Origin of the sequence: Devosia sp. (assembly GCF_017744655.1) — a bacterium.
GTDB lineage: Bacteria > Pseudomonadota > Alphaproteobacteria > Rhizobiales > Devosiaceae > Devosia.
The window spans coordinates 451,512-476,739 of record NZ_JAGIAW010000001.1 but is presented as its reverse complement, the minus strand read 5'-3'; the positions used below and the strand labels follow the sequence as shown (position 1 = coordinate 476,739).

Below are 25,228 nucleotides of genomic sequence, written 5' to 3'. Positions count from 1 at the left end.
ACCATGCCGAACCGCACGCCGCATGTGCTCTATATTGACGACGATCCAGGCCTCGCGCGCCTGGTCGAAAAGGCCATGCTGCGGCGTGGCTATATCTTCGATCACGTCAATGGCGGCGAGGAAGGCCTGGAGCTGATCCGCAAGGGCGGCATCGATGTCGTGGTGCTCGACCACTACCTGCCCACCGGCACGGGTCTCGATGTGCTTGCCGCACTTGGCGAATTCGAGGAAAAACCTACGGTCGTCTACGTGACCGGCTCGGCCGAGACCGCCGTGGCCGTGGCCGCGCTCAAGGCCGGCGCCACCGACTACGTGCCCAAGACACTGTCCGAGGAGTTCATGGAACTGCTCGTGACGGCAATCGAGCATGCCATTGAGCGTATGCGCCTCAACCGCGCCAAGGCCCAGGCCGAGCGCGAGACGCTGGAAGCGCGCGAGCGCGCCGAAATGCTGCTGGGAGAGGTCAACCATCGGGTGGCCAATTCCCTCGCCATGGTGGCCGCCCTTGTGGGCTTGCAGGCGAACGCCGTGACCGATGCCGAGGCCAAGAGCGCGCTGGCCGAGACCCAGGCGCGTATCCACGCCATCGCCGGCGTGCACCGACACCTTTATACCTCGGACGACGTTCGCCTGGTGCAGGTGGCCGACTATATCAGCTCGCTGGTGGGCGAACTCGAAACCTCGGTGCAGCTCGAAGGGCAGACGGCGAGCCTCAGGGTCAGCGTCGAACCGCTGTTGCTGGCAACCGAGAAGGTTGCCTCGCTCGGCGTCATGCTGATCGAACTGGTGACCAACGCGCTCAAATACGCTTATTCGGGCCGCGAAGCCGGTGAGGTCCGCATTTTCATGGCGCGGCGCGACGACCAGGTGGAATTGCGCGTGGAGGACGATGGGATTGGCTGGACCGGTACGGGCAAGCCGCAGGGCACGGGCCTGGGCAGCCGCATCGTAAAGGCAATGGCCCACTCGCTTGCCGCAGACGTCAGCTATGAGACGGCGCGAGGGGGAACGAGCGTGACCGTGAGGTTCAGCGCCTGACGCCCTGCCCCCGATTGGATTTTGACAGCGCCGATGTTTCGGCGCTGTCTTTTTGTCAGGAGGCGCCGAGGCGTGCCTTCTTCTGCTCCGGCAGCTTCTCACCCACAAAGCTCCGATCGCCCTTGGCGTCGCGGAGGCGGGTCGGCAGGCCCATGGTTTCGAGCAAAGCCAGGAACGGCACCGGCGGAAGTTCCTCGATATTGGCCATGTGGTGGCAATCCCACTCGCCTCTAGCGATCAGCATCGCTGCGGCAACGGCCGGCACGCCGGCCGTATAGGAGATCGCCTGGCTGCCGGTTTCGGCAAAAGTCTCTTCGTGGTCGCAGATGTTGTAGATCAACATCTCCGCATCGGCGCCGTTGCGCTTGCCCTTGATCAGGTTGCCGATGAAAGTCTTGCCGGCATAGTCCGGCGCCAGCGAGGCCGGATCGGGCAGCACGGCTTTCACGACCTTGAGCGGCACGATTTCCTGCCCCTCGGCGGTCACAACCGGCTTTTCCGAAAGCAGGCCGAGATTCTTCAGCACCGTGAAGACGTTGATGTAGTGGTCGCCAAAACCCATCCAGAACCGAATATCCGGCACGCCGAGATTGGCCGAGAGCGAATGCACCTCGTCGTGACCGGTGAGATAGGTCTTGTGGGTGCCGACGACAGGCAGATCGTCCGTCCGGCTCACCTCGAACATCTCGTTCGGCGTCCACTGGCTGTTCTGCCAGCTCCAGACCGTGCCGGTAAACTCACGAAAATTGATTTCGGGATCGAAATTAGTCGCGAAATAGCGGCCGTGACTGCCTGCGTTCACATCGATGATGTCGATGGAATCGATCCGGTCAAAATAGTGCTGCGAGGCGAGCGCGGCATAGGCATTGACGACGCCCGGATCGAAGCCGGCACCGAGCACGGCGGTGATGCCCTTGCGCTCGCATTCGTCACGCTGCTTCCACTCGTAATTGCCATACCAGGGCGGCGTCTCGCAGACTTTTGACGGGTCTTCGTGGATGGCCGTGTCAATATAGGCGGCCCCCGTCTCGATTGAGGCGCGGAGCACCGACATGTTGAGGAAGGCCGAGCCGGCATTGAGCACGATCTGGCTCTTGGTACGCCGGATCAGGGCCTTCGTGGCTTCGACATCCATAGCGTCGAGCTGATGCGCGGCGATGAGCCCGGGACGCTTCAGCACCTTGCGCTCAAGTATCCCGGCGATGATGGCGTCGCATTTTTCGACGGTGCGGGAGGCGATGTTGATGTCCCCCAGGACATCATTGTGCATGGCAGCCTTAACGGCTGCGACCTGCGCGACACCTCCGGCACCGATGATCAGAATGTTCTTTTTCAATTGGCACGAAACACCTTCTTGGTGGTGGACATTGCCCAGCCTGGATCAGGAGAGGCTGGAGACGTAATCGGCATAGTCGAACTCGCGCACGAGCTCGATTTCACCGTTTTTTCGACGGATGGCGATACCCGGCATGTTGACGCCGTTGAACCAGTTCTTCTTCACCATCGTGTAGCCGCCCGCATTGAGCAGCGATATGCGACTTCCAACGCTCAAGGGCGCCGGAAAGTCGAATTCACCGAATACATCGCCCGCAAGGCAGGATTTGCCGGCGATAAAGTAGCGGTGTGGGCCAGCATTCGGCGCGACTGCCGCGCTCTGCCGGTAAACCAGAAGGTCGAGCATATGCGCTTCTACGGCGCTGTCCACGATGGCGACGGGTTTGCCATTTTCAACGACGTCGAGAACGCTGACTTCCAGCGTCGTCGTATCAGTCACCGCGGTATCGCCGGGCTCTAGATAGACCTGCACACCAAAGCGTTGGGCGAATGTTTTCAATCGCACTGCAAGGCCTTCGACGGGATAACCGGGCTTGGTAAAGTGGATGCCTCCGCCGAGACTGACCCAATCGAGGCGCTCAAGCAGCGGGCCAAGCTTTGCTTCGAACTGGTCAAGCAGCGCTGAAAAAGCGTCGAGCGAGTCGTTCTCGCAATTGCAATGAAGCATGAAGCCGGAGACGCGATCCATGACCGCCTCGACGCGAGCGAGATCGCTCTCACCTAGACGGCTGAAGGGACGCGCCGGATCGGCAAGATCGAAGTGGGAATGGCTGATGCCGGGATTGACGCGCAGGCCGATGGGCAGATGCGCAGCCTTATCGGCAAAGCACTCAAGCTGACCGACGGAATTGAAAATCATCTTGTCGGCATTGGCGATGGCTTCGTCGATCTCGCCATCGGACCAGGCGACGGAATAGGCGTGGGTCTCGCCACCGAATTTTTCACGGCCGAGTTTCACCTCGTTGAGCGAGGAGGAAGTCGTCCCATCCATATGCGGAGCCATCTGCGCAAAGGCGGACCAGGTGGCAAAACACTTGAGGGCCAGCAGGCATTTTGCGCCCGACTGTGCCCTAAGCTGATCGATAAGGGCAAGGTTTCGATCAAGCGCAGTTTCGTCGATCAGGTAATATGGTGTGGCCAGGGGCATCGCGCTCGAACTCCGTTAGCGTGTGCCGCCGGTCTACGGCGGAAAAATGCGAAGGGTTCGCCTTAAAGCCATGCTTGCGAGCGCGCAAGTGCCGGGAGCTGCGCATCACCTATGCCGGAAAAAGGAAAAGCCCCGGGCCGGGAGGTCCAGGGGCTCGAACATTGGCGCTAAAGGCCGCAGATTATCAGCTGAAAATCGGCGCCGGTGCCGCTTCTTCGTTCGTGGTCGGCGACAGCGATTCAGACGCGCAGAGCGAGCTGTCCTTGAACACGCAGTCGTTCACGTCTGTCGTCGAAGCGGCAAAGGTCGGGGCCGCCGTCGTGGAAATCAGCAGGGCAGCAAACAGGCTAGCGAAAATGGTTTTCATACATAATCTCCAAGTTGCGAGATAGCGAGGCCTCTAAAGACGCCGCCTTGCTCAAGCGTTACTGCAAAAGGCAAAATTGGCCGCGACGGCTCGGGTCACATGGTCGTAGAAGACCACTGAGCGAGCCGTCGGCGGATAGTGCGACACTCAGGCCAGGGCCCGAGAATCTCTTTGTCGGGCCGCTAGGCCCAGGCATCAGCTGTTGTTGTAGGACACCAGAGATTCGGTGACGCAGAGGGTCTTGTCCTTGAACGAGCAATTGTCGCCCGAAGTGGCGGCGAAGGTCGGAGCGGCAGCGCCGGCAACCATTGCAGTGGCAAGAACGAGAGCGATGATCTTCTTCATTTGGGGTGTCTCCGTGTGTTGTTGACGAGGACAAACTAACCACCCCAGCATTGCCGTAACATTGCGCACTGATAAAATCATTCAATAAAATCATGAACTTACTGCAATGTAGCCGCAATGTACATTAATCCACGGTCAGGCTTGTGGCGCCGCGCAGGCGGAATTGTGTCAACTCCGTGAAAGAGTTGACGCCAGTTGACCTATAAGCCGGGTTCTGTAGGGCCGCACCGGAGCGCGACGTGGTGACCATTCATCTGAGGCGCCTGTTGCCAGGACGCTCGTGCAACCAACCCGGATGATCTGGCCTCGAAACAGGCTGGGGCCGAAGCCCCGCGTCATCCCTATTTGGTCTTGCTCCCGGTGGGGTTTACCGTGCGGCCTCTGTTGCCAGACGCCCGGTGCGCTCTTACCGCACCCTTTCACCCTTACCCCGGCTAGGCCGAGGCGGTTTGCTTTCTGTGGCACTTTCCCTGGGGTCGCCCCCGGCGGCCGTTAGCCGTCACCGTGTTTCGAAGGAGCCCGGACTTTCCTCTGGCAGCAGGTTACCCCACTGTCGGCGGTCACCCGGTCAACTGGCGCGCCGATGTAGGGGCGCACCCTGCCCCGCGTCAAGCGCGAAGATCAGGTGAGAAGCGGTTGCTGGCGCGGCTTGGTAATGGCCTGATAGGCAAGATTGATCGCGGCCATGCGGGCAGTAGCAACGTCGATCAGCTCTTCCGGCACGCCCTTGGCGATCAGGCGGTCGGGGTGATGCTCGGCAACGAGTAGGCGGTAGACGCGGCGCACTTCCTCGGGCGGCGCTTCATGCGACAGGCCGAGGACTACGTATGGATCAACGCCCTCTTCGAGCATGACGTGCTGGGCCGCGATCTGCTCGAAGCGCACTTCGTCGAAACCGAAGATGGAGCTCACCGAGCGCAGATAGTCGAGTTCGGCTTCGTGCACGAGCCCATCGGCCGTGGCGATGAAGAAGAGGCCATCGAGCACGTGTTCGAGCGTCTCTGGTGTATCAGCAAAAAAGCGTGCGACCTTGCGGGCATAGGCTTCGTAGCCGGCCACATCCTGCTTTGCGAGATTGAACAGGCGCTCCACCTGGGGCTCCTGGCCCTTGGCAATTTCCACGGTGGCGTTGAAGGCGCGAACTTCGGAGGCGGTTACCGCACCGTCAGCCATGGCCATCTTGGCAGAAAGGGCGATCAGCGCGAGCGTGAACGCCGCCTCGCGACCACCAGGCAGCCAGGTATCGGGATCAAGAATATTGGCAATGTGGCCAGCAACGCCCGTGCGGCGCGAGAACGAGCCGAGGAAGCTCGAAAGCTTCTGCCATACATCGCGATTTTCTTCCGCCTTGCGTACGCAGCACAACATCTGCCTGGCCCTCACACCGATTGAGTCAGCCTAAAGAATAAGACGCGCAGATTATCCGGGCATTGCGCCGCGGTCCATGCCCTCCCACGCATGGGAGCCGCCCATCCTCAGCCGATCAGAACGGTGTGTAATAGACATCGTCGTCGCTGTAGCGCTGGTTCCGCGGACCTTCGTCGAGCCAGAAGCCATTGCCATCATAGGCCGGAGCAGGCGCGTTCTGCTGCACCCGATAGGTGGCGCTGCTCTGCTGGCCGCGGCGGGCAAGGAACTCGTTGAGCGGACCCGATTCCCAATCCTCGAGATCTTGCGCCGTAACCAGGTTGTCCGGCTGCTGCTGTACGGGTGCAACCGGAGCAGCAGTCGGCTGATCGATGATCAGCGGCGGCTGGTTCGAGGCCAGTGGAACCGTAACCGGCTGCGGACGCATGGAAAGCGGCATGGGCGTCGGCGCGGCCTTGGCTGGCAGCGCGGCAACCTGCTCGGCGGGAGCCGGCGTTGCCGTAGTGGGCGCCGGTGTCGTCACAGCCTGCGTCGGCTGCTGCACCGTTGGCTGGGTGACAGGCTTGGCAGGCGCAACGGTGGAGGCACTACCGCCACCCGTGATGTAGCTCGGGAGCGGCTTGCCGGACTGCTGGAAGGCCGAAACGGGGTCCGAAGCGCTGGCGACGGCCTGCGGCTTGGCGGCGGGCGTTGGAGCGGTCTTTGGTACGTCAGTCACCACAGGCTTGGGCGCGGCTGGCGGCACCACCGCAGTAGCTTCCGCGGCCACGGGCGAAGCGTCGACCACCGCCACGCTTGGCGTGCCGGAACTGGCAAAGGTGCCGGTGATGTAGTCGGCGGCAGGAATGCCGATGACGAGCAGCGCCCCGGCCCAGGCGAGGCCATTGGTCAGGCGACGATCCATCTTCATAGCTCTAGTCGGCTCCGCTTTGCGTCGCGATTGATCCGCCCTTCAAGGCGAACTTGGTGGCCATTTTATGAACCACCCGTTCACATCCTTTTGCCGCCAATAAGCTGAATGAAAGCTGAACGCGGGTTTAGTCCGGCCGACGGCCCAGCAAACGGGCCAGCGCCAGCACCAGATTGGAGCGGTTGAGCGTATAGAAATGGAACTCGGTAACGCCCTCGTCGAGAAGCTCGGTCACCTGCTCGGCGGCAACTGCGGCGGCGACCAAAGCGTGGGTATCGGGATCAGCGTCGAGCCCGTCAAAACGCTCGGCCAGCCAATCGGGGATCGAGGCGCCGCAGCGGGCGGCGAAACCGGAAATCTGCTTGAACGAGTGGATCGGTTGGATGCCCGGCACGATCGGCGCGGATATGCCGGCCTTGCGGGCGCGCTCGACGAAACGCAAATAGTCCCCATTGCGGAAGAACATCTGCGTGATGGCGCGGTTGGCGCCGGCATCGATCTTGCGCTTGAGATTGTCGATATCGGCGTCCCAATCGGCGCTTTGCGGGTGCTTTTCGGGATAGGCGGCGACGGAAATGTCGAAATCGCCCAGCTTGCGGATGCCGGATACGAGATCGGCAGCATTCTGATAGCCCTGCGGATGCGGCGTGAACGGTTGGCCGATGCCTTCCGGCGGATCGCCACGCAGCGCGACGATGCTCTTCACGCCAGCATCGGCAAAGCCGCGCACCACGTCGTCGATTTCGCCCTTGGAGGCGCCGACGCAGGTGAGATGCGCCGCTGCCGGAACGCCGGTGTCCGAGGTGATATTGCGGACCATGCGCAACGTGCGCTCGCGGGTCGTTCCCCCTGCCCCATAGGTCACAGACACAAAGCGCGGCTTGAGCGGCGCGAGCTTGTTGATCGATTCCCAGAATTTTTCTTCCATCGCATCCGTCTTGGGTGGGAAGAATTCGAAGGAAATCTGCAATTCGGGGCGCTTGTCAGCAGTCAGGCGACTGGCGCGGAGGTCGTCGTCGATCATGGCTCTATTCCGTCTTTGCGCGGTCGCTGAGGCGCCAGAGGCATACCGTCAGCCCACCGTCCTTGTTCTTGCTGGGGAATTCGCGCACCGACTGCACCTGCAGCCCGGCGGCATCGGCCCAGCCCGTCATCTGCTCCCGCGACAGGCCAAGCCGGCGATGGGCGTGCTCGGTGCGCAGGAATTCGAGGGCGTGCGGCGCAAAATCCACGATCAGGATTTCGCCCCCGCTCCTGAGCAGGCGTCGCGCCTGCCCCAGCATTCGGCCCGGATCGTCGAAATAGTGCAGCACCTGGTGAATGACCACCACATCGGCAAGGCCGATGGCGCTATCGAGCGCGGCGATATCGCCGAGGCGCACCTGGGCCTGGTTGAGCCCGGCGGCCGCAAGGCGCGAACGCGCGACGGCGAGCATTTCGCGGCTCGAATCGACGCCGATGGCGCGCTTATAGGCCGGCGCCAAAAGTTCGAGCATGCGGCCGGTGCCGGTGCCGAGATCGACAAGGAGGTCGACGACGCGATTATTGAGCGTTTCGAGCAGCGCCGCTTCGACGGCCTCTTCCGGTACATGCAGGGTTTTGAGCAAGTCCCAGCTATCGGCCACCTTGGCGAAATAAGCTGTCGCCAGGGCCTGCTGCGCAGCGAGAGCCGCAGCCTGCCGATCCCGATCGCGTTGACGCTCGAGACTGTTGTGATCGATACGGGCCACGAGCCAGCGCGCGAGTTCAGCGCCATGGCCATGCGGGGCGAGGCCATAATAGGCCCAGGCTCCCTCCGCGTGACGCTGGATGAGGCCTGCATCGGCAAGCAGCTTGAGGTGACGCGAGACGCGGGGTTGGCTCTGATCGAGGATCTCGGTAAGATCCTTGACGGAATGATCGCCATCGGCGAGCAGCGCCAGGAGCCGCAAACGCGTGTTCTCCCCCGCTGCCTTCAATACACCGACCAGTTCAGACACTTTATCCTCGCGTACCAGATATAAAGATATCTTTATATCTAGCAGCAAATCGAGGTCTAGTGGTTTTTTGATCCTGGCCCACGGATTGAGCGCGGCTCCAAAACGAAAACGCCGCGGTTTCCCGCGGCGCTCTGGAATCCATCAGGCCGTCATGACCTGCGGCTCGTGCATATTTGCCGCGGTCGATGCCGCATTGCGGCGCCGGAAGGAATGGGCGCGCCACAGCTCGAATATGTTGCGAGCCTCCTCCTCGTCGAGCGCCTCGAAACGGCTGACCATCATCTCCTGATGATCCGCAGTCGGCAGGTCGCGCCAGGGCAAGGTGGGGGCGATGGCGCCGAAGAGGTCAGACTGAAGACCCGCTGCGCGCAGGGCGACGGTGACAGCCGCATAATCCTGGCTCGCGAGCCACTTCACCACGATTTCCGGGGCCACGCGCAACATCACCGCAATGGCGGCGGCGGCGTGGTGGCCATAACCGAAGCGGGCAAAGCGGGCGAGCGCGCGATCATCAAGCTGCTTGCGGTCGGTCAGGGCGCGCACCTGATTGTAGGCGACCTTCCACTCCTGCGCATTGAAGCCGGCGCGATTGCGGATGCGCTTGTAGACGACGGCATTGACCTTGCCGGCGGTGATTGGATCGAAACGCCCATCGACCTCGCCGAGGGTTTCGAGAACCTTGTCGGCAACAGAGTCGATTTCACCGCGCAGCGATTTCCAGTCGATTTCGGCCCGGTTGCGCAGGTCTTCGGCGATGGCGGCATCGTGGCTGGCGCGCTCGACAAGCTTTTCGAGCGCGGTGCGGCCGATCTCGGCATTGGCATTGCGAACCAGCTTGATGACCGAGGAAGAATCACCGTGCTCGACAATGGCTTCGCCCACACGCTCGGTCACCGTGGCGCGGCCGGCAATAGCGTCACGATGCGCCTCGGATTGCTTCTCGATGATGTCGATCAGGTCGTCGTCGCTGAGCACGTTGGAAAACTCGAGCAGCGGCCGGGCGACTTCGATGTCGTCATTGGCGAGCTTGACCACCACCGTGCCGGGCGCCCGCTGCAGCGGCGCAAGGATCTTGGCGACATGGGCGCGGGCTTCGACCTCGACCAGTTCGGCAAGAAGACAAAGCGCCTCGTCGTACTGCACAACCTGCTCATCGTCGCACCGGTCGGAAACGAAGCTGAAGAGCTTGGCCATGTTTCGGATCAGTTGATCCCGCTCCGAATGGCTATCCTCGCCATTCAGCACACGAAAGCTCGCGAATGCGCGGCGGCCTTCTTCGAATTCACTCATAACCTTCTCCGGGCGGGATGCCGCATAGATGGAGTGAAGGTGCCCGCAGAGTCGCTTGGGAGTGCTGAAAGCAATGAGGGGCAATTGATTCAAATTGCGAGCGGCGCCTGGCGGCGGATTGTCTCTGTTTCACCGCGTCATTCCCGCGAAAGCGAGAATCCGCTTGCCTAGAAACTGAGATTCCCGCTTTCGCGGGAATGACACCGTGAGTTTGAAGGACGCAAACGTTCAAACAAAAAGAGCCCGGCGCTTTCACGCCGGGGCCTCGGAAAAAGAACCGATCCGCTTAGCGCAGGTCGAAGCGATCCGCGTTCATGATCTTGGTCCAGGCAGCGATGAAGTCCCTGGTGAACTTCGGCGCCGAGTCGCTCTGGGCATAGACTTCGGCAAAGGCGCGCAGCTGCGAGTGCGAGCCGAAGATCAGGTCGACACGAGTACCGGTCCACTTGAGGGCGCCGGTCTTGCGATCGTGACCTTCATAGACGCCTTCCTCACCGGCCTTGGGCTGCCAGACGGTATCCATGCTCAGCAAGTTGAGGAAGAAGTCGTTGGTCAGCGTCTCCGGGCGATCAGTGAAGATGCCGTGGTCGTTGGCGCCGATCTTGAGGACGCGAAGGCCACCGAGCAGCACAGTCAGCTCTGGACCGGTCAGGCGCAGGAGCTGGGCCTTATCCACCATGGCCTCTTCAGGCTGCATGAACTGGCGACCGCTGAGGTAGTTGCGGAACGCATCGGTGCGCGGCTGCAGCGCCTGGAAGGATAGCACATCGGTCTGTTCTGCCGACGCATCCATCCGACCCGGCGTGAATGGCACCGTGATGTCCTGCCCCGCAGCACGAGCGGCCTTTTCGATACCGACGCCGCCTGCCAGCACGATCAGGTCGGCCAGCGACACTTTCTTGCCGCCCGATTGGGCCGCATTGAAATCGGCCTGCACGCTTTCAAGCTGCGCCAGCACATTGCCGAGCTGAGCCGGCTTGTTGACTTCCCAATCCTTCTGCGGCGCGAGACGGATACGCGCGCCATTGGCGCCGCCGCGCTTGTCCGAGCCGCGATAGGTCGAGGCCGACGCCCAGGCCGTGCCGACGAGTTCGGAAACCGACAGGCCGGTATCGAGAATCTTCTGCTTAAGCACGGTGATGTCAGCGTCATCGACCAGTGGGTGATCGACGGCAGGGATGACATCCTGCCAGATCAGGTCTTCGGCCGGCACCTCGGCACCGAGATAGCGGACCTTCGGGCCCATATCGCGGTGCGTCAGCTTGAACCAGGCGCGGGCAAAAGCGTCGGCGAACTGATCGGGATTGTCGAGGAAGCGGCGCGAGATCTTTTCGTATTCGGGATCGAAGCGCAGCGACAGGTCGGTGGTCAGCATGGTCGGGCGGTGACGCTTGGACGAATCGAAGGCGTCGGGGATGACGGCGTCATCGGTCTTGGCGACCCACTGCTTTGCGCCCGCGGGGCTAGTGGTCAGCTCCCACTCGTAACCGAACAGGTTCGAGAAGAAATAGTAGCTCCAACGCGTCGGCGTCTGCGTCCAGGTGACTTCGAGACCCGAGGTGATGGCATCCTTGCCGAGGCCGCTACCAAACTTGCTCTTCCAGCCAAGCCCCTGGTCTTCAAGATCAGCGCCTTCCGGCTCAGCCGCGATCAGCGACGGATCGCCGGCACCATGGGTCTTGCCGAAGGTGTGACCGCCGGCGATGAGGGCGACGGTTTCTTCGTCGTTCATGGCCATGCGGGCAAAGGTTTCGCGGATGTCGCGTGCCGCCTTGACCGGGTCGGGATCGCCGTTCGGGCCTTCGGGATTGACGTAGATGAGGCCCATCTGCACGGCGCCGAGCGGTTCGGAAAGCTGGCGCTCGCCCGAATAGCGCTCATCGCCGAGCCAGGTGCCTTCCGGACCCCAGTAGAGCTCTTCAGGTTCCCAGACGTCGGCACGGCCGCCGGCGAAACCAAAGGTCTTGAAGCCCATGGATTCGAGGGCAACATTGCCCGTCAGAATCATGAGATCGGCCCAGGAAATGCTGTTGCCGTATTTCTGCTTGATCGGCCAGATCAGGCGGCGGGCCTTGTCGAGGCTGGCATTGTCCGGCCAGGAATTGAGCGGGGCAAAACGCTGCTGGCCCATGCCGGCGCCGCCGCGACCGTCGGTGATGCGATAGGTGCCGGCGCTGTGCCAGGCCATGCGGATGAAAAGACCGCCATAGTGACCGAAGTCAGCGGGCCACCAGTCCTGCGAATCCGTCATCAGGGCGCGCAGATCGGCCTTGATGGCGGCGAGGTCGAGCTTCTTGAACTCTTCGGCATAGTCGAAATCCGGACCCATCGGGTCGGACTTGGCGGAATTGGTGTGAAGCACGCTCACATCGAGCGATTTGGGCCACCAGTCGCGATTGCTGGGACCGCGCTTGCTCTTGTCGCCACCCTTGGCACTGCCACCATGGTCGACGGGGCACTTGCCGACCGAGGCGTCGGCATGCGTATCGGAAGAATATGGATCGGACATGGGGCGCTCCTTTTGCTGCTGAGGCGCGTTATAGGCGGGTGGCTTTCATTAGGCCAATCGATTATTCTTTCTCCACCGATAGGAAGAAATTATCGTGACAATCACGCTCCGACAGATGCGATATGCGCTCGCCATCGCCCGAACCGGTCACTTCGGTCAGGCGGCCGACGAATGCGCCGTTTCCCAGCCGGCGCTATCGCAGCAAATCCTGGCGCTCGAAACGCTCTGTGGTTCGGCGATCTTCGACCGACTGAAATCCGGGGTAAGGCTGACGCCCTTCGGGCGCGATTTTATCGAATTGGCGCGGCCCGCCGTTGCGGCATCGGAGGCGCTGGACAATTTCGCCATGCGCAATGCCGGCAAGCCCAACCGACCCATCCGTTTCGGCCTGATCCCGACCGTTGCGCCCTACCTGCTGCCAGAGATTTTTCCGGCGCTGACGCGGGAGCTGCCGGCGCTGAAATTCACTATCAGCGAAAGCCGCACCGAAGCCATGCTCGAAAGCCTGGGCGATGGAAGCCTCGACATCGCACTCATCGCCTCCGAGCCACCCGCGGGCGGCCCCAAGCTGGTGGTTTCACCGCTCTTCGAAGACCCTTTCGTGCTGGCGACTCCGAGTGGCGAACTGACCGCTGAGCCTGTGTCACTGGACGCGCTCGAACCCGAACGCATCCTGCTGCTCGACGAGGGCCATTGTTTTCGCGATCAAACCATCTCGGCCTGCCGACTCGACGGCGAACGCTCGACCCGTACCTTTGCCGCGACGTCGCTCTCGACCATCGTGGAATTCGTCGCCAATGGCCAAGGCGTAACGCTGCTGCCGCAGATCGCTCTGCGCAAGGAGGCCAGCGACCCGCGTATCGCCGTACATCAGCTTGATGATCCACGCGCAGGCCGCCACCTCACCCTTGTTTGGCGCGAGGCTACCCCGCTCAGCGGGACCTTCGAGGATATCGCAGCCGTGATCCGCGGCACGCGCCCGAATTAGGCCCGCGACAGGCTGCGCTGCCTAAAACTGTCGTAGGAAAAGACGACCAGCGAGAGCCAGATCAGCACGAAGCTAAAAAGCCGCATGCCATTGAGCTCTTCGCCAAAGAGGAATACGGCGACGAGGAACTGGATGGATGGCGCCAGATACTGGAACATGCCGATCGTCGTGAGACGCAGGCGGCGCACAGCATAGGCAAAGAGCAGCAACGGCACAGCCGTTGCCGGCCCGGTGAGCACTAGCAGGGTCATGGTCTGCGGATCGCCATGTGGACCGATACCGCGCGTTGCAAGGTCGAAGACCACATAGGCCAGGGCAAAGGGCGCGGCGATGACGGTTTCGGCAAAAAGCCCGGTGGCCGGGCCCGATGGCGCCGTCTTGCGGAAAAAGCCATAAAACCCGAACGAGAGGGCAAGGCTCAGCGCCACATAGGGAATGCTGCCAAGGCCAATGGCTTGAATGGCGATAGCGACGACGGCGATCAGAATGGCAATGGTCTGCAGCCGGTTCTGGCGTTCGCCCAAAAGGATCATGCCGATGGCGACATTGATCAGCGGATTGATGAAATAGCCAAAGCTCGCCTCGAGCACCTGCCCCGATTCCACAGCCCAGACATAGATCAGCCAATTGACCACCAGCAGGGCAGTCGAGAGTGCCACGACGCGAAACGTCTTCCAGTTGCTCAGCAGCCTTTTGGCCTCCTGGAACCCGGCGCCGAAGGCCAGTATGCCGATGAGCAGGACCAGAGAGAACAGGGTCCGCTCCGCCACGATCAGCACCGAGCCGGCGGATTCGAGCAGATGGAAAAGGATCGGCAAAAAGCCCCAGAGGAGATAGGCGCCGAGCGCGGCCATGACGCCGTTGCGGGTCTCTGTAGGATCGGACGACAGGGAGGACGGTGCAGACTCGACCGTGTCGGGCGCCTGTTCGGGCAAGGTCATGGAAAGACTCCGCGCCACCGGGGCGCAGGTGAGCACTAACAGCCCCGGCGTTTCCCGACCAATCAGAGTTTGTGATCGCTTTGTCTTGCATTGCTGATCGAAAACGCCAACCTTTCAGAGTGTTGGACGTTTGGCCTCAGGGAGCCGCGCAACACCCGGTTCCAGCCAGACCAACTTGCAGGAGCAGCGAATGAAAAAGACCGTCACCTGGATCTTGATCGCGGATGGTACTCAGGCCCGAGTGCTGGAAAATACCGGACCCGGAAAAGGACTGGCGAGTGTGAAGGGGCTGGATTGGTCCATCGAGCCGCTCCAGAGCCAGGACATCAATTCCGACCGCCCTGGCCGCGGCTTTTCCTCTGCCGGCTCCGCCCGTTCCGCCATGGAACCCAAGACCGACCCCGCCCAGCACCGGGAAGCCGAATTCGTGCGCTCAGTGGCTGAAGTGCTCGACCGCAAGGCCAAGGATGGCGCCTTCGATCGTCTCGTCATTGCGGCCGCGCCCATCGCTCTCGGCAATCTGCGCAAGGTCATGTCCGACCATGTGAAAAAGACCATTCTTGCCGAACTCGACAAGGACCTGACCAACCTGCCGACACCGAGCATCGACAAGCATCTGGATGGGATTATCGCGGTGTGACCCGCGATTGGTACACATCAGCCAAAATTCCCCATCGGTCGTCACCGCCCGGCTTGTCCGGGCGGTCCATGCTGCGGCTCGATGGATTGCCCGGACAAGCCGGGCAATGACGATGGAATTTTAGCTTTTTTGCCAATGGGTTAGCACTGTCTGCGGAATCACCCCGCGAGGCCGCTGAATGCTATTCGCGACTATTCGTCGTCGTCCGGCTCCAGGTCCTCTCCCGCCAGCGCATCGAGAAATTCGTCGAGCATCCGGTTGATGAGATCGGGGCGCTCAATGCTCGGGATATGCGCCACCCCTTCGAGCACCGCAGCGAAGGAATTGGGCATGGTCTCGGAGAGATGCTCGTGCCGCTCGATCAGCGCGGTAAAATCCTCGTCGCCGACGATCAGCATGGTCGGCGCCGTAATGGCATCGACACGGCTCCAGGCGTCGGGGCGCGGCTCTTCCTGCGTCAAAGCCGGCTTGGCCAGCGCCTTGGCGTTCATGTCGAGAAAAAGTTCGCGCGTGGAACCGCTGACCCGGCCGCTCTGGGCCCGCGGACCATCGAGCCATTCATGCGCCTGCACCTTGTTGAGCAGATCGAGGTCGCCGCGCTCCCAGGCGTCTTCCTCGGCCATTTCGATGGCACTTTCCTCGGCCGTCGCCGTCCAGGGCGCGCCGGTGATGGAGGTGCCGATCAGCACGAGGCCAATGACCCGGCCGGGATTTTTCAAGGCAAAATCCACCGCCAGCCCACCGCCCATCGAGCAGCCGACAAAGATGGCAGCATGAATATCGAAGGCGTCGAGAACTGCTTCGAGATCGTCGAGGTGGCTAAAAGGTTCGTCGGCGCTGACCGCATCGCCATAGCCGCGCCGATCATAGGCGATCGCGTGCCAACCATTGTCGGCCGCCAGCCGCATCTGGTCGTGCCACATGCGATGGTCGCACACACCGGCATGGAGAAAGACGACCGGCAGGCCATCGCCCAATTCGACGCCCGTCAGTGTGGCGCCACCGATATCAATACTGAATTCGTCCATTACCACGCGCAGATTTCCGTTTCGGTCGCGTCGCTCTTCCAGCAGGCCCGATCTTTCTTGGCCCTGAAATAGGTTCCCGGCAGAGGCACTGCGCGTCCACCCGCTTCATAGGTGGCGCTGACAAAGCCCTGCCCGTCTGCCTCGATCCAGAGCTCAAAGGTCGGTTTGCCCGCCGCAGAAATGCGGAAGCTGCCGGCCTCGTCGAGCCGCTGAAAGTCGCATCCATATTCGCCGTCGTCAGTGGTGAAGCAGCGCGCTTCCTTGGCCATCGCCGCCGGCATGACCATCAGCATGGCCAGCAATGCGGCAAAACTGGCGCGCGCCAGCTTCATTCGAACACCAGAGCGCAGAACCTGGTTTCGTCCTGCTCCGCCTGCCAGCATCCGGGTTCTTCCGCGAGCGGCGCAAACGTGCCCAGATCGTCGGGAAGCTGTCCGGGCCGGGCATCGGCCGCGATGAGATAGCCGAGCCCCTGATTTTCTTCGACAAGAACAAAGGCGAAGGTCTGGCCGTCGGGCAAGGCGAAAGTCAGTCCGCCGCCATCGGTCTCCACGTCGCAGTCGAACTCACCAAAACCCGTCAACGAGCACTGGCCCGATACGGCCATTGCCGGAGCCGCGAGGGCAAGGCTGGCTATCAGCATCGCCCCCGTGAACAGAATCTTCATGCATTCCCCCAGAACGCCAGATAACCAAAGACCCTTGGGCCCTGGAAACCAAGCTTATGGCAGAAATCGCAGCAAACCCAACGTGTATTATTGCGCTTTGAAGACGATGGTAAAGGCCTGCTCCCGGGAAAGCGGCCTATTCGTCGCCACGGCCCGCCAGCAAGGGCGTCAGGACCCGCTCGATATCCTGCTGGGAATAGGGTTTGACGATAACGGCATGGCTCTGCCATTCGGGCGGCAGACCGGCCCGGCCATAGCCGGTCGCGAAAACCAGCGGCACGCCGCGCTCTTTCAATATCTGCGCCACGGGAAACACCGTGGTGCCGCCGATATTGACGTCGAGGATGGCAACATCGACTGGCCCTAGCGTCTCCGCCAGCGTGATGGCCTGTTCAAGGCGCATGGCTTGCGCCACCACTTCGCAGCCGAGATCGGCAAGAGCATCTTCGAGGCCGAAGAGAACCAGCGTCTCGTCTTCGACGACAAAAGCCCGGCTACCGGTGAACTTGGCCAACAATGGCTCCTGTGCGCAATCGAAAGGCCGACTCGTCTGACCATCGCGATACTAACTGGCAGGCACTTTACGGTTCAATATTCCGGGCGCAACGCGACAACGCGTTCCGATGTCACTTCGAGAGCCCGGTCTTCACGGGCTGCCGTTCCTGCCTGCGGAACATGCGCGGCAAGCACCTCATCACGAGCACGGATCAAGTCGGCGATCTCGCTTTCATAGGCCACAAAGATAGCCGTAAGCCAGCGATTGACCAGATAGGACGGCGACGGCATCTGCACGTCGAAGCGGCCGACAAGGTCTATCGTCCGCTCCGCATCGGCCCAGTCATCACCCACCACCCACTGGTTGACCGTGAACAGCCGCAAGAGACGCCCATTGGCATCAACGCCAATGGCGATCAGATGATGGATGGCGCCTTCGGGGCCGTCGGGGCGCACAAAGCAATGGAAATGCCCGTGCTCGACCGCGCCTTCCTCGGCCGGATGGCAATGATAGAACCACTGCGCATTGCTCGAGGGATCGAAGACATCGCCGGGCGGATAGTGCTCCCAGGCCTCGATATCGCTGACGCCGCGAAACGTGTCGCTGAGAACGTTCAGCCCGCCCTTGGCGAGAATGGTCTCGCAAAAGGCGATCTCGTTCAGCGCATGCTCGCGGGCCGTGGTCATCAGGCGCCGTCCACGACGAGTTCAGGCGCTTCCTGCCCGGCGGGTTTCGTCAGCGGAGCCGGCGGCGGCGGCGCCTTGGCCGGTGCCGGAGCAGGTTCTGCCGGGCGCTGTGCCGGAGGCGGCGGTGGCGGAGCCTTCTGGGCCGGCGGTGTGGCCGGTGGTGGCGGCGGAGCCGCCTTTACGGGTGCACCAGCAGCGCAGGGAGCAACAGGCGCACCCGCGGCACAGGGCGCGACGGCCCCGGCAGCGCAAGGTGCAGAACCAGCCGCGCAGGGCGCGGAACCTGCGGAAGCAGTCGCCTGCGCCGACGGACGCGGCGGCACCGGATTGGTCACATGGTCATAGGCGATGGCGGCAGTGGTGACGGCCAGTGCGGCACCGAAAAGCAGAGTGTTGCGTGCGCTCATTTCTTGGCGAACCCATCAAGACCGAAGAAGGGACGCAGCCAAACGCCCACGAAGGAACCGACAAAGGCGGCAGCGAACCACAGCCAGCCATGGAGGCTCCCCGTGGCAATGCCGGAGAACAGCGCCCCGATATTGCAGCCGAAAGAGAGGCGCGCGCCATAGCCCATAAGAAGGCCGCCAATGATGGCCGCCAACAGCGAGCCGAGCGGCAAAGCCGCCTTCGGCGCGAATTTTCCGGCAATTGCCGCAGCCAAAGCCGCGCCGAGTACGAGGCCGAAATCCATGACCGAAACCGTATCGGCCAATACGCTGGAATTCAGTGCCTGAGCCTGGGCCGGCCAGGTCCAGAACTCCCAGCTCGCGACAGGAATGCCCACGGCCGAAGCGATCTTGGCGCCCCAAAGACCAAAACCATAGGTGATCGACCAGGGATGGCCGGCGAGCAGCAGTGTAGCGACATTGAGCAACGCCAACACCAGCCCTGCCCCAACCAGCGGCCACGAACCATAGAGAAGCCAGGTCCAACCCTGACGTGCCGGAGCCGGTTCAGGCTCGATATTGCCGTGCACGCGCTTTTCGATGACGGCCGTGATCAGCGCCACGATGGCGAGACCGGCAATGGTCGCCGCGATGGCAAAGCCGACGCCGAGTTCGGCCCCAAGGCTGATTGCCGGCAGAGCCGGCTGCAGCAGCCAGAACGGCAGGTGCGCCGTGCCGATGACGGCGCCGATGATGAAGAAAACCAGCGTCACGAGCATGCGCGCCGAGCCACCACCCACGGTGAACAGCGTGCCCGAACCACAGCCGCCGCCCAATTGCATACCGAGCCCGAAAATGGCCGCGCCGAGCAGCACGGAAACTCCAACCGGCGCCATGGCGCCAACCATGGACTGCCCACCGATGTTACCGGCCGCAACCAGCGGGATCATCGCCAGCGCCGCAACGCCGATGGTCAGCATCTGCGCCCGCATGCCGCGGCCACGCTTTTCGACGACCATGCGCTTCCAGCCGCCAGTAAAGCCGAACGAGCCGTGGTAAAGCGCGACGCCAAGACCGCCGCCGATCAGAAACAGCGTGCCCTGGCGCAGGTCGACCTGCCAGGTGATGAAAGCAAAGCCGACCAGCAACATGGCGGCAGCGACGAAAAGCGGCGCCCTATCTACCACGGCGGGCGGCAGAAATTTTGGCGCTGGTGCGGAAATATCGCTCATGATTCTCAAAATGCAGAAGTTCTAAAAGGTTTGGATGCTGCGGCCTTGCGGCGCAACATCCAAATCCCAATCAGTGCTGAAGTGCCGCGATCTTACTGGATCGGGCGCGCCGGATCGGCAGCCCATTCGGCCATCGATCCATCATACATGGCGGTGTTCTTGTTGCCGCCGACTTCATGGAGGGCAAACCAGGCGATCGAAGCCCAGTGGCCGGTATTGCAGAAGACGATGTTCTTTTCGCTTTCGGCCAGGCCTGCACCCTTGGCGAGGGCAGCGATGGTTTCGGGCAGCGCGAAGCTGGCATATTCGGCGCTGTAGAAATTCGAGTGCGGAATGTTCACGGCGCCAGGAATGGTGCCCTCGATGCGCACGACCGGGCTCTTGGACTGACCAAGGAACTGCTCTTCCGGACGGCCATCGACGAGCTTCGTGCCCGCGGCGAGCGCAGCTTCCACATCGGGCGTCGTCGCGCGCAGTTCGGGACGAACATTGACCGGGAACTCGGCCGCAGCCGGCACAGCCGCTTCGGCAACGCGCTCGCCGCCGACAGCGTCATACTGGCGCCAGCCGCCGTCGAGGATCGAAACGGCGTCATGGCCGAGATATTTGAAAGTCCAATAGACGCGGGTCGCGCCACCGAACTCGGAGGAATCAGTGCCCCACGGCACGATGATCACGTGGTCGTCGGCATCGACGCCGAGGCTGCCGATCAGCGCGGCGATCTGCTCGGTCGGCGGGATCTGGCCCGGCACACCATCGACCTCGGTGCGCCAACCGGCGCTCGCATAGGGCGCAACAGCGGCATTGGCGATGAAGGGCAGATCGCCAAGGTCGGTCTCGTCGATCTTGTCGCGGATATCGATGATTTTCACATTCTCATCGCCAGCATGCTCAAGCAGCCACTGGGCGGTCACGAGCGGGGTGACATCAGATGCAAACGCAAAAACGGGAGCCGCAACGACAAAAGCAGCAGCGGCGGCAAACGATGCGAGACGCATGGCAATCCTCCAAATGAATTGAAGGAAATCTATACGGCACAGGTAGAGAAATCGAAGTGCAGGGGTCCAAATGTGGCAGCAGCGAGGCAAAACTGCTCTCTGCAGGTCGCGGCTTTGAGAACGATTTTCTTTAGGGCGCTTCGTTGCCTGCTGAGCCAACAATCCTCTCGATTGTCACCCCGGCGAAGGCCGGGGCCCATCTTGAGATCTCGGGGTGGGTCCCGGCCTTCGCCGGGATGACAGCCGGTGGTTGGGGCGTTCCACGTGCCAAACCGGCTGAAACAGAAAGGGCGCAGTTCTCACCGCGCCCCTTTGAAACTTATCGCGTCAGCGGCTTATACGTAGCGCGCTTCGGGTTGACCGCATCGGCGCCAAGCCTGCGCACCTTGTCCGCTTCATAGTCCTGGAAGTTGCCTTCGAACCATTCGACATGGCTGTCGCCTTCGAAGGCCAGCATGTGGGTGGCCAGGCGATCGAGGAACATACGATCGTGGCTGATGATCACGGCGCAGCCGGCGAATTCCTCCAGCGCTTCTTCGAGCGCGGCGAGGGTTTCGGTGTCGAGGTCGTTGGTCGGTTCGTCGAGGAGCAGCACGTTGGCGCCCGACTTCAGCATCTTGGCGAGGTGAACGCGGTTGCGCTGGCCGCCCGAGAGGTTGCCGACCTTCTGTTGCTGGTCGCCACCCTTGAAGTTGAAGGTGGAGGTATAGGCGCGCGAGTTCATTTCGCGCTTGCCGAGCATCAGCACTTCGTCGCCGCCGGAAATCTCTTCCCAGACGGTCTTGTTCGGGTTGAGCGCATCGCGGCTCTGGTCGACATAGCCGAGATGCACGTTTTCGGCGACCGTGACGGTGCCGCCATCGGGCTTTTCCTGGCCGGTCAGCATCTTGAAGAGCGTGGTCTTGCCCGCGCCGTTCGGGCCGATAATGCCCACGATGCCGCCCGGGGGCAGCTTGAAGGTGAGGTTGTCGATGAGCAGACGGTCGCCGAACGACTTGGAGAGGCCTTCCACGTCGATGACATTGTGGCCAAGACGTTCGCCGGGCGGAATGATGATCTGCGCGGTGTGCGACTGGGTGCGGGCCTCGTTGACCTTGACCAGTTCGTCATAGGCACGAATACGGGCCTTGGACTTGGCCTGGCGGGCCTGCGGCGACTGGCCCATCCATTCCTTTTCACGCTCAAGGACCTTGGCGCGGGCAGCGTCTTCGCTCTTTTCCTGCGCAAAGCGCTTGGCCTTGGCGTCGAGATAAGCGGAGTAATTGCCTTCATAGGGCACGCCGCGGCCGCGATCGAGCTCGAGAATCCAGCCCGTGACATTGTCGAGAAAGTAGCGGTCGTGGGTGATGATCAGCACTGCGCCTTCGAATTCGCGCAGATGCCGTTCAAGCCAGGCCGTGGTTTCGGCGTCAAGGTGGTTGGTCGGTTCGTCGAGCAGCAGCAGGTCGGGCTTCGACAGCAGCAGCGCGCAAAGCGCGACGCGGCGCTTTTCACCGCCCGAGAGATTGGTCACGTCGGCATCGCCCGGAGGGCAGCCGAGAGCCTCCATGGCCACTTCCACCTGCGATTCGAGATCCCACAGGTTCTGGGCGTCGATGATATCCTGGAGCTTGGTCGCCTCATCGGCGGTCTCGTCGGAATAGTTCATCATCAACTCGTTGTAGCGGTCGACGATGTCCTTCTTTTCCTTCACGCCCATCATGACGTTGCCCAGCACGTTCAGCGCCGGATCGAGCTGCGGCTCCTGCGCGAGGTAACCAACCTTGGCGCCATCGGCAGCCCAGGCTTCGCCGGTGAAATCGGTGTCGATGCCGGCCATGATTTTCAGCAGGGTCGACTTACCCGAGCCGTTGGGGCCGAGAATGCCGATCTTGGCATCGGGGTAGAAGGAGAGGTGGATATTATCCAGCACCTTCTTGCCGCCAGCATAGGCCTTCGACATTCCGTGCATGTGATAAATAAACTGGCGGGCCATGCGGGGTGATCCTCAGATGAGAAATTTGCGCCGTATTTAGGGGATAGCCATCTGCTAGGCAACCGCAGACCGAAATGGCCGGTTGCTTCTGCCTGCAATCCCGCCGCACACATACGCCCAGCCTCGCAAACGGAGAATGCGCCGAACCATGAACCGTCCGACGATTGCCCTTGTGGCCGCCCTTGTCACTGCCTTGCCCGTGGCAGCCCAGGAAAGCCCGCCACCCTCCGTGAGCCACTACACGCTCGATAATGGCCTTGAACTGGTGGTGATTCCCGATCGGCGCGCGCCGGTAGTGACGCATATGGTGTGGTATCGCACCGGTGGTGCCGATGATCGCGTGGGGCAATCGGGTGTCGCCCATTTCCTCGAACACCTGATGTTCAAGGGCACGGCAAAATATCCGGCCGGTACACTCGAAAGCACGGTCAACGAACTTGGCGGTCAGCTCAATGCCTTCACCACGGCCGACGTCACGGTCTATTTCGAGACGGTGCCGCCCGATGCTCTCGGCCAGATGATGGATATCGAGGCCGACCGCATGCGAAACCTCGTTCTGCCCAAAGAGGTGATCGATGCCGAGCGGTCCGTGGTGCTCGACGAGCGCCGGCAACGCGTCGAATCGCAACCCGGTTCGATCCTGGCCGAGCAGGTTTCGGCCACGCTCTTCCAGAACCATCCCTATCGTATTCCGGTGATCGGCTGGGCGCACGAGATCGAAACGCTGAGCCGCGAAGGCGCGCTGTCTTTCTATGACCAGCACTATGCGCCCAACAATGCCCTCGTGGTGGTTGCCGGCGACGTGGACGCCGAGGCCGTCCGGCAGATGGCCGAGGAGACCTATGGCAATGTCGAGCGGGGGCCCGAACTACCCCCGAGGGCACGCCCGAAGGAGCCACCGGCGCAGGCCAGCCGAACCGTTACGCTGCGCGATGCCCGCGTGTCGCTGCCGAGCTTTACGCGCAACTGGGTCGTGCCGAGCTATCGTCAGGCCGAGCCCGGCGAAGCCGAAGCGCTCGACGTGCTTTCCGCCATCCTGAGCGATGGCCCGCAGAGCCGGCTCTATCAGGCGCTGGTGGTCGAGGCGGGCATCGCCGCGCAGGCCCGCACCAGCTACGACGGCGGCGCATTCGACTACGGCCGCTTCGTGCTCTACGGCGCCGCGCGCCCTGGTACGACGCTTGACGCGCTCGAAGCCGCCATCGACGCCGAGGTCGACGACATCATCGCCAATGGCATTTCCGAAACCGAGCTCAATCGGGTCAAGACCCGCTTCATCCGCAGCACGATTTTTGCGCAGGACGACCAAGTCAGCATGGCCCAGACCTATGGGCTGTGGCTGACCACTGATCGGTCCATCGCCGACGTCGCCGAGTGGCCTGATCGCATTCGCGCCGTCACCGCCGACGATGTCAAAGCCGTCGCCGCCAAATATCTGCGCCCGGCCACTGCGGTCACGGGCTATCTGCTTCCCCTCGCCGAGGAGAAAAACCAATGATCACAACCATTCGCCGCGTCCTGCCCGCGCTTCTCGCTCCGCTGATGCTGCTTGGCTTTGCCCTGCCAAGCCAGGCCGACGTCGCGTTCAAATCCATCACCTCGCCGGGCGGCATCACCGCCGGCATGGTGGAAGACTATATGGTGCCGATCGTCACAATCGCCTTTGCTTTCCAGGGCGGCGCGGCGCAGGATCCCGACGACAAGGTGGGCCTGGCCGCCCTCATGTCGTCGCTGCTTGACGAAGGCGCTGGCGATCTCGCCAGCAATGCCTTCCAGACCAGGCTTGATGATGTCGGCCTCGAAATGGGCTTTTCGGCCAATTTCGATTCCTTCACCGGCTTTGCCCGCATGCTGGCCGACCAGCGTGAGGACGCCACTGAACTTCTGGCGCTCGCCGTCAACGAGCCGCGCTTTGACCAGCCGGCCATAGACCGCATGCGCGCCCAGGTCCTCGCCGGCCTTGCCTCGCGCTCGCAGGACCCTGGCTATGCGGCCGGCCGCATGTGGAACGAGGCCCTCTTCGGCAATCACCCCTATGCCCGCCCACAAGAGGGCACCGCGACCAGTTTGCCTGGTATCACGGCAGACGACCTCCGCCAGTTCCACAAGGCGCTCTTTGCCCGCGGCAACCTGAAAATCGGCATCGTCGGCGCGCTCGACGAGGAAGCGGCCGGCAAGATGATCGACGCCATCTTCGGCGCCCTGCCGGCAGAACCCCAACTATCCGAAATCCCGCCGGCCAAACTGAGCTTTGGGCAGAACGTGGCGGTGGACTACCCCCTGCCCCAAACCTCGATCAACCTTGCCTATCCCGGCATCAGGGAAAGCGACCCTGATTTTTTCGCCGCCTATGTGATGAGTGAAATGCTCGCCGGCGATAGCCTGCTGTCCGAACTCAACCGCGAAGTGCGGGAAAAGCGCGGTCTGAGTTATGGCGTCTCCGGCGGTCTCGTCAATCTCGACCAGGCAGACGCCTTGACCATCGGCACCTCGACCCGTCCTGATCAATCGGTCGAAGCCATTGAGGTCATCAAGGCAACGATCGCAAAGATGACCGAAGACGGCCCCGACCCGGCCGCGCTCGAACGCACCAAACGCTACCTCGTCGGCGCCTACCCCATCAACCAGTTGCGGTCCTCGGTGGCCATTGCCACCACCATGGTGGTGCAGCAATTGCTGGGTCTGCCCATCGACTATGTCGAAGAGCGCCAGAAGCAGATCGAGGCGGTGACGGGCGAAGACATCAAGCGCGTCGCCCAACGCATTTTCAGCACCGAGCCAAGCCTTTTGCAGGTTGGCCCCGGCGCGGAACAGGCCGAGGCAACGACGCCCTAGGGTGTGTGGGGATTCACGTCAGGACGAGGCGAAAATGGTGGTTTTCGAGAACCGGAGCGGAGCGTACG

The 25,228-nt window shown here is 62.1% G+C and carries 25 protein-coding genes and 1 other RNA gene; 5 read left to right on the top strand and 21 right to left on the bottom strand.

The features are described 5' to 3' along the window. Nucleotides 1–3 precede the first annotated feature (3 nt). Complete coding sequence (locus J7557_RS02340; RefSeq protein ID WP_291416947.1) at nt 4–1,038, top strand: histidine kinase dimerization/phosphoacceptor domain -containing protein; 1,035 nt, start codon at nt 4–6, stop codon at nt 1,036–1,038. 55 nt (nt 1,039–1,093) lie between these two features. On the opposite strand, the gene J7557_RS02335 is transcribed toward J7557_RS02340, so the two are convergent. The 11 genes from J7557_RS02335 to katG form a co-directional block, all read right to left on the bottom strand. After that, the gene (locus tag J7557_RS02335) at nt 1,094–2,374 is read right to left on the bottom strand and encodes a saccharopine dehydrogenase family protein (protein ID WP_291416945.1); all 1,281 of its coding nucleotides are present in this window, start codon (nt 2,372–2,374) and stop codon (nt 1,094–1,096) included. Between the two features lie 45 nt (nt 2,375–2,419). Further along, complete coding sequence (locus J7557_RS02330; RefSeq protein WP_291416943.1) at nt 2,420–3,520, bottom strand: carboxynorspermidine decarboxylase; 1,101 nt, start codon at nt 3,518–3,520, stop codon at nt 2,420–2,422. Between the two features lie 184 nt (nt 3,521–3,704). After that, nucleotides 3,705–3,887 (bottom strand): hypothetical protein, encoded by a 183-nt coding sequence (locus J7557_RS02325; RefSeq protein ID WP_291416941.1) that lies wholly within the window; start codon nt 3,885–3,887, stop codon nt 3,705–3,707. 195 nt (nt 3,888–4,082) lie between these two features. Further along, nucleotides 4,083–4,232 carry a hypothetical protein gene (locus J7557_RS02320; protein ID WP_291416939.1) on the bottom strand — a complete coding sequence of 50 codons (150 nt, stop codon included), beginning with the start codon at nt 4,230–4,232 and terminating at the stop codon, nt 4,083–4,085. Between the two features lie 187 nt (nt 4,233–4,419). Further along, an RNA gene (gene rnpB / locus J7557_RS02315) (RNase P RNA component class A) lies at nt 4,420–4,808 on the bottom strand. A 45-nt stretch (nt 4,809–4,853) separates the two neighbouring features. Next, nucleotides 4,854–5,600, bottom strand: a complete 747-nt coding sequence (locus J7557_RS02310) for a DnaJ family molecular chaperone (RefSeq protein WP_291416937.1) — start codon at nt 5,598–5,600, stop codon at nt 4,854–4,856. A 115-nt stretch (nt 5,601–5,715) separates the two neighbouring features. After that, on the bottom strand, nt 5,716–6,504 hold the full coding sequence (locus tag J7557_RS02305) for a hypothetical protein (RefSeq protein WP_291416935.1): 789 nt from the start codon (nt 6,502–6,504) through the stop codon (nt 5,716–5,718). 133 nt (nt 6,505–6,637) lie between these two features. After that, entirely contained in the window at nt 6,638–7,534 is an 897-nt protein-coding gene (gene metF / locus J7557_RS02300) for a methylenetetrahydrofolate reductase [NAD(P)H] (protein ID WP_291416933.1), read from the bottom strand. A gap of 4 nt (nt 7,535–7,538) precedes the next feature. Beyond that, a complete protein-coding gene (locus J7557_RS02295) occupies nt 7,539–8,489 on the bottom strand; it encodes a metalloregulator ArsR/SmtB family transcription factor (protein WP_291416932.1) in 951 nt (316 codons plus the stop codon). A gap of 141 nt (nt 8,490–8,630) precedes the next feature. Beyond that, nucleotides 8,631–9,779, bottom strand: coding sequence for a DUF2336 domain-containing protein (locus J7557_RS02290; protein ID WP_291416930.1), 1,149 nt, complete (start codon nt 9,777–9,779; stop codon nt 8,631–8,633). Nucleotides 9,780–10,065: 286 nt separating this feature from the next. Continuing rightward, the gene (katG, locus tag J7557_RS02285; protein ID WP_291416928.1) at nt 10,066–12,288 is read right to left on the bottom strand and encodes a catalase/peroxidase HPI; all 2,223 of its coding nucleotides are present in this window, start codon (nt 12,286–12,288) and stop codon (nt 10,066–10,068) included. A 94-nt stretch (nt 12,289–12,382) separates the two neighbouring features. Between katG and J7557_RS02280 the strand changes: the two genes are divergently transcribed. Next, nucleotides 12,383–13,276, top strand: a complete 894-nt coding sequence (locus J7557_RS02280) for a hydrogen peroxide-inducible genes activator (protein ID WP_291416927.1) — start codon at nt 12,383–12,385, stop codon at nt 13,274–13,276. Here J7557_RS02280 and rarD read toward each other — a convergent pair. Beyond that, the gene (gene rarD / locus J7557_RS02275) at nt 13,273–14,217 is read right to left on the bottom strand and encodes an EamA family transporter RarD (RefSeq protein WP_291416925.1); all 945 of its coding nucleotides are present in this window, start codon (nt 14,215–14,217) and stop codon (nt 13,273–13,275) included. The genes J7557_RS02280 and rarD overlap by 4 nt on opposite strands. Nucleotides 14,218–14,407: 190 nt before the next feature. Here rarD and J7557_RS02270 point away from each other — a divergent pair, with 190 nt between their 5' ends. Further along, nucleotides 14,408–14,857, top strand: coding sequence for a host attachment protein (locus J7557_RS02270; protein ID WP_291416923.1), 450 nt, complete (start codon nt 14,408–14,410; stop codon nt 14,855–14,857). Between the two features lie 191 nt (nt 14,858–15,048). Here the strand turns inward: J7557_RS02270 and J7557_RS02265 are convergent, their stop codons facing one another. From J7557_RS02265 to ettA, 9 genes are all read right to left on the bottom strand, one after another. Then, nucleotides 15,049–15,885 (bottom strand): alpha/beta hydrolase, encoded by an 837-nt coding sequence (locus J7557_RS02265; RefSeq protein WP_291416921.1) that lies wholly within the window; start codon nt 15,883–15,885, stop codon nt 15,049–15,051. Then, the gene (locus tag J7557_RS02260; RefSeq protein WP_035087261.1) at nt 15,885–16,217 is read right to left on the bottom strand and encodes a hypothetical protein; all 333 of its coding nucleotides are present in this window, start codon (nt 16,215–16,217) and stop codon (nt 15,885–15,887) included. Before J7557_RS02260 ends, J7557_RS02265 begins: the two co-directional genes overlap by 1 nt. Then, the gene (locus J7557_RS02255; protein WP_291416919.1) at nt 16,214–16,552 is read right to left on the bottom strand and encodes a hypothetical protein; all 339 of its coding nucleotides are present in this window, start codon (nt 16,550–16,552) and stop codon (nt 16,214–16,216) included. Before J7557_RS02255 ends, J7557_RS02260 begins: the two co-directional genes overlap by 4 nt. Before the next feature lie 136 nt (nt 16,553–16,688). After that, nucleotides 16,689–17,066, bottom strand: a complete 378-nt coding sequence (locus J7557_RS02250; protein WP_291416917.1) for a response regulator — start codon at nt 17,064–17,066, stop codon at nt 16,689–16,691. A gap of 74 nt (nt 17,067–17,140) precedes the next feature. After that, entirely contained in the window at nt 17,141–17,734 is a 594-nt protein-coding gene (locus J7557_RS02245) for a hypothetical protein (protein ID WP_291416915.1), read from the bottom strand. Next, a complete protein-coding gene (locus J7557_RS02240) occupies nt 17,734–18,141 on the bottom strand; it encodes a hypothetical protein (RefSeq protein ID WP_291416913.1) in 408 nt (135 codons plus the stop codon). The genes J7557_RS02245 and J7557_RS02240 overlap by 1 nt, the downstream gene beginning before the upstream one ends. After that, nucleotides 18,138–19,352 carry a YeeE/YedE family protein gene (locus tag J7557_RS02235; RefSeq protein WP_291416912.1) on the bottom strand — a complete coding sequence of 405 codons (1,215 nt, stop codon included), beginning with the start codon at nt 19,350–19,352 and terminating at the stop codon, nt 18,138–18,140. The genes J7557_RS02240 and J7557_RS02235 overlap by 4 nt, the downstream gene beginning before the upstream one ends. Before the next feature lie 92 nt (nt 19,353–19,444). Next, nucleotides 19,445–20,350, bottom strand: coding sequence for a sulfurtransferase (locus J7557_RS02230; RefSeq protein WP_291416910.1), 906 nt, complete (start codon nt 20,348–20,350; stop codon nt 19,445–19,447). 319 nt (nt 20,351–20,669) lie between these two features. Beyond that, nucleotides 20,670–22,325, bottom strand: coding sequence for an energy-dependent translational throttle protein EttA (gene ettA, locus J7557_RS02225; protein ID WP_291416908.1), 1,656 nt, complete (start codon nt 22,323–22,325; stop codon nt 20,670–20,672). Nucleotides 22,326–22,473: 148 nt separating this feature from the next. On the opposite strand from ettA, the gene J7557_RS02220 reads away from it, so the two are divergent. Continuing rightward, nucleotides 22,474–23,823, top strand: a complete 1,350-nt coding sequence (locus tag J7557_RS02220; protein WP_291416906.1) for a pitrilysin family protein — start codon at nt 22,474–22,476, stop codon at nt 23,821–23,823. After that, the gene (locus J7557_RS02215; protein WP_291416904.1) at nt 23,820–25,160 is read left to right on the top strand and encodes a pitrilysin family protein; all 1,341 of its coding nucleotides are present in this window, start codon (nt 23,820–23,822) and stop codon (nt 25,158–25,160) included. Before J7557_RS02220 ends, J7557_RS02215 begins: the two co-directional genes overlap by 4 nt. The last annotated feature ends 68 nt before the right edge of the window (nt 25,161–25,228 follow it).